This window comes from Polaromonas sp. P1_F8 (assembly GCF_056405635.1).
Map to the genome: position 1 here is coordinate 130,785 of NZ_JBFUBS010000002.1, position 15,273 is coordinate 146,057.

Consider the following 15,273-nt stretch of genomic DNA (forward strand, 5'->3'; position numbering starts at 1 on the left):
AACCGTCAGAAACGCCTTTCCAGCAATTGGGAGGCCAGCTGCATCAGGGCATTACTGTAAATGTTTTGGGGCAGGGCCTGCAAGGCATTCAGCGCGCGCTGTGCTTCTACAGCCGCAGCATCCCGGGTGGCCTGCAGCGCTCCGGTCTGTTGCACGATGGCGATGATCTGTGCCATCTGGTCCGTGCCACCCGTCTCAATTGCCTGCCGGATGGTCGTACGCTCAGCCTCGGTACCTCGCTGCATGGCGATGATCAGCGGAAGTGTCGCCTTGCCTTCGCGTAAATCGTCGCCCAGGTTCTTCCCCATTTCAGACACATCCCCGTCGTAGTCCAGCACGTCGTCGATCACCTGGAATGCGGTGCCCAGTGCCTGGCCGTAGTCTGCGCAGCTTTGCTCAATGGCTGGCGGCGACTGGGCCAGCAAGGCCGCCAGGCGGGCGCTGGCTTCGAATAGTTTGGCCGTCTTGGAGCGAATCACCCGGAGGTACCCCTCCTCCGACAGTGTCGCGTCGTGCATGTTCATAAGTTGCAGCACCTCGCCCTCGGCGATCACGTTGGTCGCTTCGGCAAGTGTCTGCATGACACGCATATCGCCGGCTTCGACCATCATCTGGAACGCCCGGGAATAGAGGAAGTCCCCCACCAGAACACTGGCAGGGTTGCCGAAGGCTTCGTTGGCGGTCGTGCGGCCCCGGCGCAAGGTGGATTCGTCCACCACGTCGTCATGCAGCAAAGTTGCCGTATGGATAAATTCCACCACGGCCGCGAGGTTGTGGCGTTGTTCACCCCGGTACCCCAGCACACCGCACAGCAGCAGCAGCAGGGCGGGACGAAGTCGCTTGCCGCCAGCTGCCACGATGTACTGCGACACCTGGCTGACCAATGGCACGTCGGATTTGAGCCGCCGCTCGATGACCGCGTCCATCCCACGCATGTCGTCGGCAATCAGGGCTAGGGCTGCGGCAGTGCTTGAAGAGTTGACGGACAAAGGGGATCCAGATGTTGAGAGATGGTAAGTTTGGGCAGATTATAGGAAGCCCCCTCTGTCCGGAGGCGCTGCCGCAACCTGCAACCACCGCCTGAAAGCCGTAAAACGGCACTTCTGGCCAATTTGGCACCTCCATGCTAGAATATTGGGCTCTGCGGAAATCCGTCTGCAGAACTCAAATTACGAGGTCTTACATGTACGCGGTCATAAAAACCGGTGGCAAACAATACAAGGTTGCTACTGGAGAAAAAATTAAAGTAGAACAGATTGCTGCGGACGTAGGCCAAGAGATCGTTATTGACCAGGTATTGGCTGTCGGCACCGGCAGCACAATCACGGTTGGTACGCCCTTGGTGTCCGGCGCCACTGTTACAGTCACTGTCCTTTCCCAGGGTAGGCACGACAAGGTTCGCATTTTCAAAATGCGCCGTCGCAAGCACTACCAAAAGCGTCAGGGCCACCGGCAAAACTACACGGAACTGCAAATCGGCGCCATCGCCGGTTAAGCAGGGACGTACCAGGAGTAACGAAAAATGGCACAGAAAAAAGGCGGCGGCTCTACGCGAAACGGGCGTGATTCACAGCCCAAAATGCTCGGCGTCAAGAAATTTGGCGGTGAAGTCATTAACGCAGGCAGCATCATTGTGCGCCAGCGCGGCACCAAGTTCCACCCAGGCGTCAATGTCGGCATCGGCAAAGACCACACGCTGTTCGCGCTGGTTGACGGCTCGGTCTCGTTTTCCGTCAAGGGTGCGCTGAACAAGCACACCGTGAATGTGACCCCGGCGTAAGCTGATCACTTCGATAAGTCACTTCGACTGAAACGAAGCCCCGACCTGTCGGGGCTTTTTTGTTTGTAAACTTGATCTCCGGCCCCTGACGCCCCCTGTTTTAACCGCAGCACTCCATCATGAAATTTGTTGACGAAGCCTTTATTGACATTGCCGCAGGCGATGGCGGGAGTGGCTGCGTCTCCTTCAGCCACGAAAAGTACAAGGAGTTCGGCGGCCCAAACGGCGGCGACGGCGGACGCGGCGGCCATGTGTACGCGGTGGCCGACATCAACCTGAACACCCTGGTCGACTTCCGGTTTTCACGCCGCCACGAGGCCCGTAACGGCCAGCACGGCATGGGTTCAGACATGTTCGGCGCCAAGGGCGACGACATCATCCTCAAGATGCCAGTCGGGACCATCCTGACCGACGGTGAAACCGGGGAAGTACTGTACGAACTGCTGGTCCCCGGCGAACAGGTGCTGATCGCCAAGGGCGGCGACGGCGGCTTCGGCAACCTGCGCTTCAAAAGCTCGACCAACCGCGCGCCACGCAGCAAGACACCCGGCTGGCCCGGCGAGCGCAAGAGCCTCAAGCTCGAACTCAAGGTACTGGCCGACGTCGGCTTGCTGGGCATGCCCAATGCCGGCAAGTCCACCTTCATTTCGGCCGTGTCGAACGCGCGCCCGCGCATTGCAGACTACCCGTTCACCACCCTGCATCCCAACCTCGGCGTGGTACGCGTGGGCCCGGAACAAAGCTTCGTGGTGGCAGATCTTCCCGGCCTGATCGAGGGTGCTTCGGAAGGCGCCGGCCTGGGCCACCTGTTCCTCCGGCACCTGCAGCGCACACGTCTGCTGTTGCATATTGTCGACATGGCGCCTTTCGATGAAGGCGTGGACCCGGTGGCGCAGGCAAAAGCCATTGTGGGTGAACTCAAAAAATACGACGAAGCCCTTTACGACAAACCACGCTGGCTCGTCCTCAACAAGCTCGACATGGTGGACAAGGACAAACGTGCCGCGCTGGTGAAGGACTTCGTCAAGCGCTTCAAGTTCAAAGGCCCCGTCTTCGAAATCTCGGCCTTGACGCGCGAGGGTTGCGAGCAGTTGGTCAAAACCATTTACCAGCATGTGAAGAGCGTCCAGAAAAGCGAACAGCCGGTGGAAGAGGTTGATCCGCGATTTGCCGAACTGCCGCCGGAATCCCCGTAACGGCCTTTCCCCGCTGATTTCCGGGCAAACGCCGCCGGCATTTGCTATATAAACGATAGCTGCTTGCGCCCGCCCTGATTGGGCTAGAGCCCTAAAATACACTTAAATGCAAGAACAAACCGGCTCCCTGGTCCTGCGCAACGCCAAACGCATCGTGGTGAAGGTTGGCTCCAGCCTGGTCACCAACGAGGGGCGCGGGCTGGATTCCGTGGCCATCGGCCAGTGGTGCGAGCAGCTGGCAGCCCTCGTGAAGGACGGCCGGGAGGTCATCATGGTCAGCAGTGGCGCCATTGCCGAGGGCATGAAACGCCTGGGCTGGGCGACGCGGCCCAAGGCCATCCATGAATTGCAGGCCGCCGCCGCCGTGGGCCAGATGGGGCTGGTACAGGTCTATGAGACCAAGCTGCGCGAAAACGGTATCGGCAGCGCCCAGGTCCTGCTGACGCACGCCGACCTGGCAGACCGCGAACGCTACCTCAATGCGCGCTCCACCCTGCTGGCGCTGTTGCAGCTTGGCGTGGTGCCGGTCATCAATGAAAACGACACCGTCGTCAACGACGAGATCAAGTTTGGCGACAACGACACATTGGGCGCACTGGTCGCCAACCTGGTGGAAGCCGACGCGCTGGTCATCCTCACAGACCAGCGCGGCCTCTACACCGCCGATCCGCGCAAGGACCCGGCTGCGCAGTTTGTGCATGAGGCCAAGGCCGGCGACGCAGCGCTGGAGACCATGGCGGGAGGCGCAGGTTCCAGCATCGGCAAGGGCGGCATGATCACCAAGATCCTGGCCGCCAAACGCGCCGCGGGCTCAGGCGCATCGACAGTTATCGCCTGGGGCCGCGAGCCGCAAGCGCTGGTTCGGCTGACCCGGGGCGAGCCCATCGGCACGTTGCTGGTGGCGCAAACCCAGAAGATGCAGGCACGCAAACAATGGATGGCCGATCACCTGCAAATGCGGGGTTCCGTCACCGTGGACGCAGGCGCCGTGGGCAAGGTACGCGACGAGGGCAAAAGCCTGCTGCCCATCGGCATGACAGCCGTTCAGGGGGAGTTTTCACGCGGCGATGTCATTGCCGTCAGGGACCCCGGAGGCGCCGAGATCGCGCGCGGCCTGGCCAATTATTCGAGCGCCGAAGCCCGCATGATCTGCCGCAAGGCATCGTCAGAGTTCGAGAAACTGCTGGGCTACACCGGCGAGCCTGAAATGGTTCACCGCACCAACCTGGTATTGACCCGCTAGGTTTGTCGGGCGCCACGCGGCGTCGCAGCCGCTCGCCCTCGCCTATTCCCGGGTCCTGAAATTCGGGTTCTTCAGCCGCGACACCATCAGGTCCACTGTTTGCACAGGTGCCGCGCTGTCGCAGGCGCCGGCCCTGGCCAAACGAAAAGCATGCTTGGACGGCATATTGCCGAACACCGACTTCCATTCGGGATTGCTGACGTTGGTCCATTTACCGTCCGAATAACGGGCATAGGTCTTGAATTCGCCGGTGCTGCAGCGAATGCCTTCGTACATCACATTGCGTGCGCCGCTGGAATTCGAGGCCACGATCACGTAGCGCACGACGCTGTCCTTGTTCGAAATCTGAATAGTCGCAGGGTCCACACCGTACACCAGCTGGGAATTGGGCGACACCTCAAACGTGACGAGTTTGGTGAGGTCGAAGGCCGGCGGCGCCGAGACGCTGTCCTCCTTCCACTCGGGGTCTTCCATCGGGGTCTGGGCCCACGACGTAAAGCTGATCCCCAGCAAAAGGGCGGCGGCCACAAGGGCGGGTTTGAGATTCATGGTTTGGTTGGTTGGCTGTTCGCATCCAGGCTGGTCTGCGGATCGGGTTCAAAAGTGGCGCCGGGCGGCAATTCAAAAGACGCTCCCAGCCGTGTCAGTGGTGCATGAAAGGGCTCGCCAGCGGGCGGAAAACCGCCCTCGCCGGCCTGGCCCGCGTGGTCACGCTGATGCAAGCCCCCGCGCAAATAGCGGTTGCGGTGGTCGGGGCGTTGCTCGAAACGCGCGTCCGTGCGCGGAACGAACCGCGACAGCTCGGTCAGGGCCATTTCGTACACGCCGCGCTTGAACTCGACCACCACGTCCAGCGGCACCCAGTAGTCGTTCCAGCGCCAGGCATCGAACTCCGGATGGTCTGTTGCGCGCAGGTTCAAGTCCCAGTCGTGGCCGACCAGTTGCAGCAGGAACCAGATTTGTTTCTGGCCTTTGTAATGTCCGCGCGCATCGCGGCGGATGAACCGGTCAGGCACCTCATAGCGCAACCAGTCTCGGGTTCGGGCCAGCACACTCACATGCTGCGGCAACAGCCCCACTTCTTCATGCAACTCGCGGTACATGGCCTGCTCGGGATTTTCGCCCCGGTCAATGCCACCCTGCGGAAACTGCCACGAGTGGGTACGGATACGTTTGCCCCAAAATACCTGACTTCTCTGGTTGAGCAAGATGATGCCGACGTTGGGCCTAAAGCCGTCCCGGTCAAGCATAATCAAACCTCAATTTTTTAAACTGAGTCCATTATGCACAGCGAAGGCCCCAGCGCCAAGCGCACGGCGGGCTGCAGCACCCCTTTCCCGTTTCCTTTTCGTTCATTTTTCGACGCTTTTCCATCCTTTTTTCCAACCCCGGAATCCCCGAAAACCGCCCATGAAAGCCTCCCAGTTCTTTATTTCCACCCTCAAGGAAGCGCCTGCCGACGCGGAAGTCGTCAGCCACCAGCTCATGATGCGGGCCGGCATGATCAAGAAACTGGGCGCCGGCGTGTACAACTACATGCCGATGGGCCTGCGCGTAATCCGCAAGGTCGAGGCCATCGTGCGCGAGGAAATGAACCGCGCCGGCGCCATCGAAATGACCATGCCGGTGATCCAGCCGGCCGAGCTCTGGCAGGAAACCGGCCGCTTTGAAAAAATGGGCCCCGAGCTGCTGCGCATCAAGGACCGCCACGGCCGCGACTTTGTCGTCCAGCCGACCAGCGAGGAAGTCGTCACCGACGTGATGCGCCAGGACATCAAGAGCTACAAGCAGCTGCCGAAAAACCTGTACCAGATCCAGACCAAGTTCCGCGACGAACGCCGTCCGCGCTTCGGCCTGATGCGCGGACGCGAGTTCATCATGAAGGATGCCTACAGCTTTGACCGCGACCAGGCGAGCGCCAAGGCCAGCTACCAGGTCATGGCCGGGGCTTACCGCAAGATTTTTGACCGCTTCGGCCTGACCTACCGCGCCGTCGCGGCGGACAGCGGCGCCATTGGCGGCGACCTCAGCGAAGAGTTCCAGGTGATCGCCGCCACCGGCGAAGACGCCATCGTGTATTGCCCCGGCAGCGACTACGCGGCCAACATGGAAAAAGCCGAAGCGCTGGCGCCCCAGGGCGTGCGCAGGGCAGCCTCCCAGGCGCTGACCAAAACCGCCACGCCCGGCAAAGCCACCTGCGCCGACGTGGCCGAGCTGCTGGGCATCCCGCTCGCTTCCACCGTCAAGTCGCTGGTGCTGGCCACTGACCAGATGGATGAAACCGGCAAGATCGTCAAGACGCAGGTCTGGCTGCTGCTGCTGCGCGGCGACCACGACATGAACGAAGTCAAGGTTGGCAAGGTGCCGGGCCTGGCGGACTTCCGCTTTGCCACCCTGCCGGAGATTGAAGACCATTTCGGCTGCAAGCCCGGCTACCTCGGCCCGCTCAACCTGAAGAAGCCCGTCAAGCTGGTGGCGGACCGCGAAGTCGCGGCCATGGCCGACTGGGTGTGCGGCGCCAACGAACTGGACTTTCACACCACCGGCGTCAACTGGGGCCGCGACCTGCCCGAGCCCGAACTGGTGGCCGACATCCGCAACGTGGTTGCGGGCGACCCTTCGCCCGACGGTAAGGGCGCGCTGGTGATCGAGCGCGGCATCGAGGTCGGCCACGTGTTCTACCTCGGCACCAAATACAGCCAGGCCATGAACGCCACCTTCCTCGGTGAAAACGGCAAGCCCCAGTTCCTGGAAATGGGTTGCTACGGCATCGGCATCACGCGCCTGCCGGCCGCCGCCATTGAGCAGAACCACGACGAGCGCGGCATCATCTGGCCCGACGCGATTGCGCCCTTCACCGTGGTGCTGTGCCCCATCAGCCCCGACCGCTTTCCCGAAGTCGAAGCGGCCGCCAGCAAGCTTTACGCCGAACTGCTTGCAGCCGGCGTGGACGTGATCCTGGATGACCGCGGCGAACGGCCCGGCGCCATGTTTGCCGACTGGGAACTGATTGGCGTGCCGCACCGCGTCACCATCGGCGACCGCGGCCTCAAAGACGGCCAGCTCGAATACCAGCACCGGCGCGATGCGGCTTCCAGCAAGATCGACGTTGCCGGCGCATTTGATTTCCTCAAGGGAAAGCTGGCGCTTTGACGCTCCAATGGTTTCCGTGCGCTCACTGACCCTGTCCGCATCCGAAGCTGCCGCCCAGGCCAGGGCGCAGGGGATTTCCAGGCGAAGCTGCCTGCAGGCCCTGCCCATCGCCCTCAGCCCACTGCTGCTGGCGCAGCAGGCGCATGCCGGCGCGCAGGTTGAAGAGCCGCTGATCGACTCGGTGCGCACCGCGCTGAGCTCGGCCATCGCCAACCAGGCGCCTCCCGTGCCCGAGTTCAAGGACACCGAAAGCCGGCTCGCCTACTTGCGCTGGCTGGGTGCCATGAGCGACCGCCTCAAGAAGAAGAAGCCCGAGTGGCAGATCCGCAAGGAGTTTTTGCAGACTGTCTGGTATGAAAGCCGCCGCGCCGGGCTGGACGTGACGCTGGTGCTGGGCCTGATCCAGGTCGAAAGCAATTTCCGCAAATTCGCGGTTAGCAACGTCGGCGCGCGCGGCTACATGCAGGTCATGCCTTTCTGGACGCGTGTGATCGGCGACGGCGACCCCTCCAAACTCTTTCACATGCAGACCAACCTGCGCTTTGGCTGCGTGATCCTGCGCCACTACCTGGACCGCGAACGCGGCGACCTCTTCATGGGCCTGGGCCGCTACAACGGATCGCGGGGCAAGTCGCCCTACCCCAATGCCGTGATGGGGGCGAGCAAAGCCTGGGAGTTCTAGGCACACCCCCATCGGGGCTCACTGCGTGTAGCCCCTTTCCCCCTTGCAGGGGGCGGCGCCTGCGGCCCGGCAAAGCCGGTTCCGCGGTGCCATCGGTACACCCCCGTTCAGGCTCACTGCGTGTAGCCTGCTCCCCCCTTTCAGGGGGCGGCGCCTGCGGCCTGGCAAAGCCAGTTCCGCGGCCCCAGCTTGATACAGTATGGCGCTATCAATTCAATAGCTACTCGCGCTCGCCAATATTGGGCTGAGGCCCTATTTGATGCCTGAAAATCGGGTTTTGACGCTGTTTTTCGGCCGAGACAACAGATTTTGAAGGGGTGTTTTGGCGCCCAAAAAGGGCTTTTGAGCCTCTTTTTACCCATGAATAGTGCCTCTAGACCAATACTGGCGGGCGCAAGCAGCTATAAATTTAATAGCGGTCGGCTGTCTTGCCAGCAGGGGCCGCGGAACTGGCTCTGCCAGTCCGCAGGCGCCGCCCCCTGCAAGGGGGGAGCAGGCTACACGCAGTGAGCCTGAACGGGGGTGTTCTATTTTTCTGCGGCAAACCAGTCGAGTACAGGCACCGTGCCCGGCAGCACTGGCTGCACTGTGACCGGCAGGTTTTGCCAGGCAAACGACTGGCCTTCGTGCATGTGGAGCTCGCCGGTCCAGTCGAAGACCTTGCAGAAATTGAGGCGCACCAAGGCGTGCGGGTAGTCGACCATTTCGACTTTCCAGGGCTGGGCGGCGCCTATGGTGACGCCGATTTCCTCTTGCAGCTCGCGGCGCAGGGCCTGCTCGACGGTTTCACCGGCTTCGAGCTTGCCGCCGGGGAATTCCCAATAACCTTCGTAGACCTTGCCCGGTGGGCGTGAGGTCAGAAGGAAATCGCCATTGGGGCGAATCAGCACGCCGACGGCCACGTCGACTACCTTGCGGTCCACACCGCCCTCGCGCGGGCGCTCGCCGTCGGCGACCAGCACGCTCATGTGGAGTGGTCTGGAGCTTGGTCAGATGGAGCCGCAGCAGCCGCGCCCGGCCGCTCATACGCCGCGATGGGCGCAGCCGCCACGGGCCGGCTGGCGCTGTCGCGTCCGGCGTAGTCGCGGGCGAACTGGTAGGCCACGCGGCCGCTGCGCGAACCACGCTCCAGCGCCCAGACCAGTGATGCGGGCCTCGCGGCCGCGATCGCATCGGGGCCCACACCAAAAGACGACAGCCACTGCGCGACGATGGTCAGGTATTCGTCCTGGGTGAAGGGGTAAAAACTGACCCAGAGGCCGAAGCGCTCCGACAGCGAAATCTTTTCCTCGACCACTTCACCGGGATGCACCTCGCCGTCGTCACCGTGGGTGTAGGTGAGGTTTTCCGTCATGTACTCGGGCAGCAGGTGGCGCCGGTTGCTGGTCGCGTAGATCAGCACATTGGGCGTGGCCGCCGCAACAGAGCCATCGAGGATGGACTTGAGCGCCTTGTAGCCCGGCTCGCCTTCTTCAAAACTCAGGTCGTCGCAAAAGACGATGAATTTTTCAGGCAGCCCGGACACCACATCGACGATGTCCGGCAGGTCGGTCAGGTCGGCTTTGTCGACCTCGATCAGCCGCAGGCCGCGCGCCGCATATTCATTGAGGCAGGCCTTGATCAGCGAAGACTTGCCGGTGCCGCGGGCGCCGGTCAGCAGCACGTTGTTGGCGGGCTTGCCGCTGACGAACTGCTCGGTGTTACGCCGGATCTTTTCCTTCTGGTCCTCGATTTCCTTGAGGTCGCCCAGGCTCATGTTGCCGATGTGGCGCACCGGCTCCAGCGAGCCGTGGCCGGAGCTGCGCTTGCGGTAGCGGTAGGCAATGGACGCGCTCCAGTCGGGTGCGGTGAGCGGTTGCGGCAACACGGATTCAATCCGCGCCATCAGGGACTCGACGCGGGTAATCAGGCGTTCAAACTGCTCGTTCATGGGAGTGTGCTGATTAACTGCGGTAATCGGCGTTGATCTTGACGTAGTCGTAAGACAGGTCACAGGTCCAGACCGTGTCGGCTGCATTGCCGCGGCCCAGCACCACGCGCACGGTGATCTCGCTTTGTTTCATCACGCGCTGGCCGTCGGCCTCCACGTAGCCAGGGTGGCGGCCGCCGTTTTTGGCGACCAGCACATCGTCCAGGTACAAATCGATCTTCGTCTGGTCCAGGTCGTCGATGCCGGCGTAACCGACGGCCGCCAGGATGCGGCCGAGGTTGGGGTCGCTGGCGAAGAAGGCGGTTTTCACCAGCGGCGAATGCGCAATGGCGTAGGCCACCTTGCGGCACTCTTCGCCGGTCTTGCCGCCTTCGACCTGAATGGTCATGAACTTGGTCGCGCCTTCGCCGTCACGAACGATGGCTTGCGCCAGCTTGCGGGCAATGTCCAGCATGGCGGCGCGCAGGGCCTTGCCTTCCGCGCTGTCCAGCGAGGTGATGGGCGGGTGTTTCGCCTTGTTGGTGGCCATCACGACGAAGGAGTCGTTGGTCGAGGTGTCGCCGTCAACCGTCACGCGGTTGAAGGAGCCCTCAGCAAGTTCCGTGGCCAGTTGCGCCATCAGTCCCTGCTCGATACAGGCATCCGTCGCCATGAAGCCGAGCATGGTGGCCATGTTGGGTCGGATCATGCCGGCGCCCTTGCTGATGCCGGTGATGGTGATGTCGGCGCCTGCAATCTTGACGCGCGCGGAGAAAGCTTTGGCAACGGTATCCGTCGTCATGATGGCTTCGGCGGCGTTGCCCCAGTTGTCGGCCCTGGCGGCTTCCAGCGCGGCCGGCAGGCCCGCCGCGATGCGGTCGTTGGGCAGCGGCTCCATGATGACGCCGGTGGAAAACGGCAGGATCTGCTCGGGCGCAATGTCCAGCAGGCGGGCCAGCGCAATGCAGCTGGCATGCGCACGGTTCAGGCCATCGTCACCGGTGCCGGCGTTGGCATTGCCGGTGTTGATGAGCATGGCGCGTATGCCGGCTGTTTTGCCGTCATTTTTGGCCAGGTGCTCACGGCAGATCTGCACGGGCGCCGCACAAAAGCGGTTCTGCGTGAAGACGGCACCTACCGAGGCCCCCTCGTCGAGCAGCAGCACCGAAAGGTCTTTTCGATTGGCCTTGCGGATGCCCGCTTCGGTAATGCCCCAGCGCACGCCGGGCACAGGGTAAAGGTCCGCGGCGGGTGTGGCAACCAGATTGACGGGCATGTTCCAGGACTCCGGAAAATCAGGGTTAAATCGGCAGTGTTCAGCGCAGGGCGGTGCTCAGTTCAGTCGGCCGTGGCAGTTTTTGTACTTCTTGCCCGAGCCGCAAGGGCAAGGGTCGTTGCGGCCCACACGCGGCACTTCGCCGGCCGGTATGGACGACGCACGGCGCTGCGATTCGCTGTCCAGGGTCGTTTCCACCTCACCGGTTTCAGTGGGCGCGGTGTAGGTGACGTTGGTGATGTTCTCGGCCCGGTTTTCCAGTTCCTCGGCGGCCTGCTCCAGCTGTTCGCCCGACTGGACCTTGACCGTCATCAGCACCTTGGTGACCTCGTTCTTCACGCTGTCCAGCAACTGGCCGAAGAGTTCAAAGGCTTCGCGCTTGTATTCCTGCTTGGGCTGCTTCTGTGCATAGCCGCGCAGGTGAATGCCCTGGCGCAGGTAGTCGAGGGCGCTCAGGTGCTCGCGCCAGTGGCTGTCGATGCTTTGCAGCAGGACGATGCGTTCGAACTGCGTGAAGTTTTCCTCGCCGATTTTTTCGACCTTGTCTGCGAATGCAGCGTTGGCCGCGGCAATGACTTTTTCCACGACTTCGTCGTCGGTGATGGCGGTCGCGGCTTCCAGCTCCTGGCGCAGGGGCAACTCGATCTGCCATTCGTCGCGCAGCACGTTCTCGAGCCCGGCGATATCCCACTGCTCTTCAACGCTTTCAACCGGCACATACTGCCGCGCCAGGTCTGTAAAACAGCCTTCGCGCAGGGAAGCGATTTGCGCCTGCAGGTTGGCCGCATCCATGATGTCGTTGCGCTGCTGGTAAATCACCTTGCGCTGGTCATTGGCCACGTCGTCATATTCCAGCAACTGCTTGCGGATGTCGAAGTTGCGCGCCTCGACCTTGCGCTGGGCCGACTCAATGCTGCGGGTCACAATGCCCGCCTCGATCGCCTCGCCGTCGGGCATCTTGAGCCGCTCCATGATGGCCTTGACGCGATCACCCGCGAAGATGCGCATCAGCGGATCGTCCAGGCTCAAATAAAAGCGCGATGAACCGGGGTCGCCCTGGCGGCCCGAACGGCCGCGCAGCTGGTTGTCGATACGGCGTGATTCATGACGTTCGGTCGCGATGATGCGCAAGCCGCCCAGGGAGGTAACCTGCTCGTGCTCTTCTTTCCAGACCGCGCGCAGACGGGTGATTTCCGCTTCCTGGGCCCCCACATCAAGCGACTCGTCCGTTTCAACCGCTTCAATCAATTTTTCAACATTGCCGCCCAGCACGATGTCGGTTCCGCGGCCCGCCATGTTGGTGGCGATGGTGATCATTTTCGGCCGCCCGGCCTGGGCAATGATGTCGGCTTCGCGGGCATGCTGCTTGGCGTTGAGCACCTGGTGCGGCAGGTTCTCCTTGATCAGTAACTGGTCGATGATTTCGGAGTTCTCAATGGACGTCGTGCCGACCAGCACGGGCTGGCCGCGCTCATAGCATTCACGGATGTCCTTGATCGCAGCTTCGTACTTCTCGCGGGTGGTCTTGTAGACGCGGTCCAGCTGGTCATCGCGGCGGCTGACGCGGTTGGGCGGGATGACCGTGGTTTCGAGGCCGTAGATTTCCTGGAACTCGTAGGCTTCGGTGTCGGCCGTTCCGGTCATGCCGGCCAGCTTGCTGTACAGGCGGAAATAGTTCTGGAAGGTGATGGAGGCCAGCGTCTGGTTCTCAGCCTGGATCTGCACGCCTTCCTTGGCCTCGACGGCCTGGTGCAGGCCGTCGCTCCAGCGGCGGCCCGACATCAGGCGGCCGGTGAATTCGTCAACGATCACGACCTCGCCGTCCTGCACCACATAGTGCTGGTCACGGTGGTACAGCAGGTTGGCGCGCAGCGCTGCATACAGGTGATGCATCAGCGAAATGTTGGCCGGGTCGTACAGCGTGGCGCCTTCGGGGATCAGGCTCAGGTTGAACAGCAGGCGCTCGGCGTTCTCATGGCCCTGCTCGGTCAGGAAGACCTGGTGGGTTTTCTCGTCGATGGTGTAGTCGCCGGGCTTGGTCACGCCTTCGCCGGTGCGCGGATCGGCTTCGCCTTCCTGGCGTGTCAGCAAGGGCACGACCTTGTTCATCGCCAGATACATCTCGGTGTGGTCTTCAGCCTGGCCGCTGATGATGAGCGGCGTGCGGGCTTCGTCGATCAGGATCGAATCGACCTCGTCGACGATGGCGTAGTTCAGGCCGCGTTGCACGCGGTCAGCCACCTCGTAGACCATGTTGTCGCGCAGGTAGTCGAAGCCGTATTCGTTGTTGGTGCCGTAGGTGATGTCGGAGCCGTAGGCTGCCTGCTTTTCCTCGCGCGACATGTTGGGCAGATTGATGCCGACGGTGAGGCCCAGGAAGTTGTAGAGCTTGCCCATCCAGCGCGCGTCACGGCTGGCCAGGTAGTCATTGACCGTCACCACATGCACGCCTTTTCCGGTCAGTGCGTTGAGGTAGACCGGCAGCGTGGCGGTGAGGGTCTTGCCCTCGCCGGTGCGCATTTCGGAAATCTTGCCGTTGTGCAGCGACATGCCGCCCAGCAGCTGCACGTCAAAGTGACGCATCTTCATGACGCGTTTGCTGCCCTCCCGGACCACGGCAAAAGCTTCGGGAAGAATGGCATCGAGTTCTTCGCCTGCGGCCACCCGGTCTTTGAATTCCTGGGTTTTGGTGCGCAGCTGGTCGTCGCTCAGCTTCTCATACTCGAGTTCCAGCGCATTGATGCGTTCTACGGTTTTGCGGTAGGTTTTGAGCAGGCGGTCGTTGCGGCTGCCGAAAATTTTGGTCAGGATGTTGGAAGCCATAAATGCGAGGCCGCCTTTGACCGCTCCCGCGAGCTAGGCAATGCGGCCGAAATCCCTTTTTGTGTACGGAACCTAGGTGTGGGCGCCAACAGTTACTTCAACTGGGCCCAAACCCCTGATTTTAACTCTGCCAAGGGAGCCACATGGCCGGGCGCCGTAAAACCGCAGCGGCAAGCCAAAAGCCGCGCACGTGGCACGGCAGCGGCAAGCGCCTAGTGGGGGCGCGGCAGTTGGGGAGCCGGCACAGGCTGCCGCGGAGAAACCGCTGCCACCGTGGGCCCGGGCAGTTTTTGCCCTGCGGTCAGGAATTTTTGCGGGTCCTGGAAGACGCCCTGGACCAGCACCTCGAAATGCAGGTGCGGACCGGTGGAACGGCCCGTAGTGCCCACTTCTGCAATCTTCTGGCCGCGCTTGATCAGGTCGCCTTTTTTGACCAGCACGCGGGACGCATGGGCGTAGCGTGTGACGAGTTCATTGCCGTGGTCGATTTCCACCATGTTGCCGTAAGCGGGGTGGTATTCCTGCGTGACGACCACACCGCCTGCGGCGGCAAGAATCGCGGTACCCGGCTCGGACGGGAAATCCAGGCCGGTGTGCAAGGCGGAGCGCCCGTTCATCGGGTCAATGCGCCAGCCGAAAGGTGAGCCCAGATTGCCACCGGCCACCGGTTCCTGGGTGGGAACCATCATTTTCTTGATCTTCTGGTCGAAGAGGCGCGACTCCATCACGGTCATGAGGTCCACGCGCTGGTCGGTCAGTTTGTCCAGGTCAGCCAGGGTGGCTTGCAGCTCTTCCATGGTCAGCGAAGGACCCGCCACCAACACGCCGCCGCGGCCAGGCGTCACCTTGATGTCATTCGGGCTGACCCCTGCCAGGCCCGACACGCGCTCGCCGAGCGCTTCGAGCTGCATCATCTTGGCCTGCATTTCGCCGACCCGCCTGGCCATGACATCGAGGTTTTCACGCATAAAGCGGTCACGCTGGTCGAATTCGTCCTTGACCATGAGCTTGACCAGCGAGCCGACGACCGGCCAGCCTTCCCGCGCGCCCTTGAGGAATACCCAGTGGTAGAGACCCGCAGCCACGAGCATGAGCGCCAGGGCGGCGACAAAGCCGGCCAGCACCAGTTTGGTACCGCTTAAATAAATGGCCCGGCTTTTCGCCAGCCACGCATCCGTGATAATCAAATGCACTTGTCTACCTCTTTTTTT

The 15,273-nt window shown here is 62.1% G+C and carries 14 protein-coding genes; 6 read left to right on the forward strand and 8 right to left on the reverse strand.

Translation table 11 applies throughout. The features are described 5' to 3' along the window. Positions 1-5: 5 nt before the first annotated feature. Positions 6-989 (reverse strand): polyprenyl synthetase family protein, encoded by a 984-nt coding sequence (locus tag AC1D1J_RS09555; protein ID WP_477686057.1) that lies wholly within the window; start codon positions 987-989, stop codon positions 6-8. A 194-nt stretch (positions 990-1,183) separates the two neighbouring features. Between AC1D1J_RS09555 and rplU the strand changes: the two genes are divergently transcribed. From rplU to proB, 4 genes are all read left to right on the forward strand, one after another. Next, positions 1,184-1,495: a 50S ribosomal protein L21 gene (rplU, locus tag AC1D1J_RS09560; protein WP_122955355.1), complete on the forward strand. Its 312-nt coding sequence runs from the start codon at positions 1,184-1,186 to the stop codon at positions 1,493-1,495. Positions 1,496-1,522: 27 nt separating this feature from the next. Next, the gene (gene rpmA, locus AC1D1J_RS09565) at positions 1,523-1,780 is read left to right on the forward strand and encodes a 50S ribosomal protein L27 (RefSeq protein ID WP_122955354.1); all 258 of its coding nucleotides are present in this window, start codon (positions 1,523-1,525) and stop codon (positions 1,778-1,780) included. 119 nt (positions 1,781-1,899) lie between these two features. Further along, positions 1,900-2,976 (forward strand): Obg family GTPase CgtA, encoded by a 1,077-nt coding sequence (gene cgtA / locus AC1D1J_RS09570; RefSeq protein ID WP_477649123.1) that lies wholly within the window; start codon positions 1,900-1,902, stop codon positions 2,974-2,976. A 106-nt stretch (positions 2,977-3,082) separates the two neighbouring features. After that, positions 3,083-4,219 carry a glutamate 5-kinase gene (gene proB, locus AC1D1J_RS09575; protein ID WP_477694555.1) on the forward strand — a complete coding sequence of 379 codons (1,137 nt, stop codon included), beginning with the start codon at positions 3,083-3,085 and terminating at the stop codon, positions 4,217-4,219. A 42-nt stretch (positions 4,220-4,261) separates the two neighbouring features. Here proB and AC1D1J_RS09580 read toward each other — a convergent pair whose 3' ends face one another. Together AC1D1J_RS09580 and AC1D1J_RS09585 are read right to left on the reverse strand one after the other, a co-directional pair. Further along, positions 4,262-4,768, reverse strand: a complete 507-nt coding sequence (locus tag AC1D1J_RS09580) for a CNP1-like family protein (protein ID WP_477686058.1) — start codon at positions 4,766-4,768, stop codon at positions 4,262-4,264. Beyond that, complete coding sequence (locus AC1D1J_RS09585) at positions 4,765-5,469, reverse strand: RNA pyrophosphohydrolase (RefSeq protein ID WP_477694556.1); 705 nt, start codon at positions 5,467-5,469, stop codon at positions 4,765-4,767. Before AC1D1J_RS09585 ends, AC1D1J_RS09580 begins: the two co-directional genes overlap by 4 nt. A gap of 160 nt (positions 5,470-5,629) precedes the next feature. On the opposite strand from AC1D1J_RS09585, the gene AC1D1J_RS09590 reads away from it, so the two are divergent. Then, complete coding sequence (locus tag AC1D1J_RS09590) at positions 5,630-7,372, forward strand: proline--tRNA ligase (RefSeq protein WP_477694557.1); 1,743 nt, start codon at positions 5,630-5,632, stop codon at positions 7,370-7,372. A 7-nt stretch (positions 7,373-7,379) separates the two neighbouring features. Then, a complete protein-coding gene (locus tag AC1D1J_RS09595; protein WP_477694558.1) occupies positions 7,380-8,054 on the forward strand; it encodes a lytic transglycosylase domain-containing protein in 675 nt (224 codons plus the stop codon). A 527-nt stretch (positions 8,055-8,581) separates the two neighbouring features. Here AC1D1J_RS09595 and AC1D1J_RS09600 read toward each other — a convergent pair. The 5 genes from AC1D1J_RS09600 to AC1D1J_RS09620 form a co-directional block, all read right to left on the reverse strand. Continuing rightward, positions 8,582-9,022 (reverse strand): NUDIX domain-containing protein, encoded by a 441-nt coding sequence (locus AC1D1J_RS09600; RefSeq protein ID WP_477658581.1) that lies wholly within the window; start codon positions 9,020-9,022, stop codon positions 8,582-8,584. Then, positions 9,019-9,984 carry an ATP-binding protein gene (locus AC1D1J_RS09605; RefSeq protein WP_477694559.1) on the reverse strand — a complete coding sequence of 322 codons (966 nt, stop codon included), beginning with the start codon at positions 9,982-9,984 and terminating at the stop codon, positions 9,019-9,021. The genes AC1D1J_RS09600 and AC1D1J_RS09605 overlap by 4 nt, the downstream gene beginning before the upstream one ends. A gap of 13 nt (positions 9,985-9,997) precedes the next feature. Next, a complete protein-coding gene (gene argJ, locus AC1D1J_RS09610; RefSeq protein WP_477694560.1) occupies positions 9,998-11,239 on the reverse strand; it encodes a bifunctional glutamate N-acetyltransferase/amino-acid acetyltransferase ArgJ in 1,242 nt (413 codons plus the stop codon). A 57-nt stretch (positions 11,240-11,296) separates the two neighbouring features. After that, positions 11,297-14,062: a preprotein translocase subunit SecA gene (gene secA / locus AC1D1J_RS09615; RefSeq protein ID WP_477694561.1), complete on the reverse strand. Its 2,766-nt coding sequence runs from the start codon at positions 14,060-14,062 to the stop codon at positions 11,297-11,299. Between the two features lie 212 nt (positions 14,063-14,274). Beyond that, complete coding sequence (locus AC1D1J_RS09620) at positions 14,275-15,255, reverse strand: M23 family metallopeptidase (RefSeq protein WP_477686065.1); 981 nt, start codon at positions 15,253-15,255, stop codon at positions 14,275-14,277. Positions 15,256-15,273 lie beyond the last annotated feature (18 nt).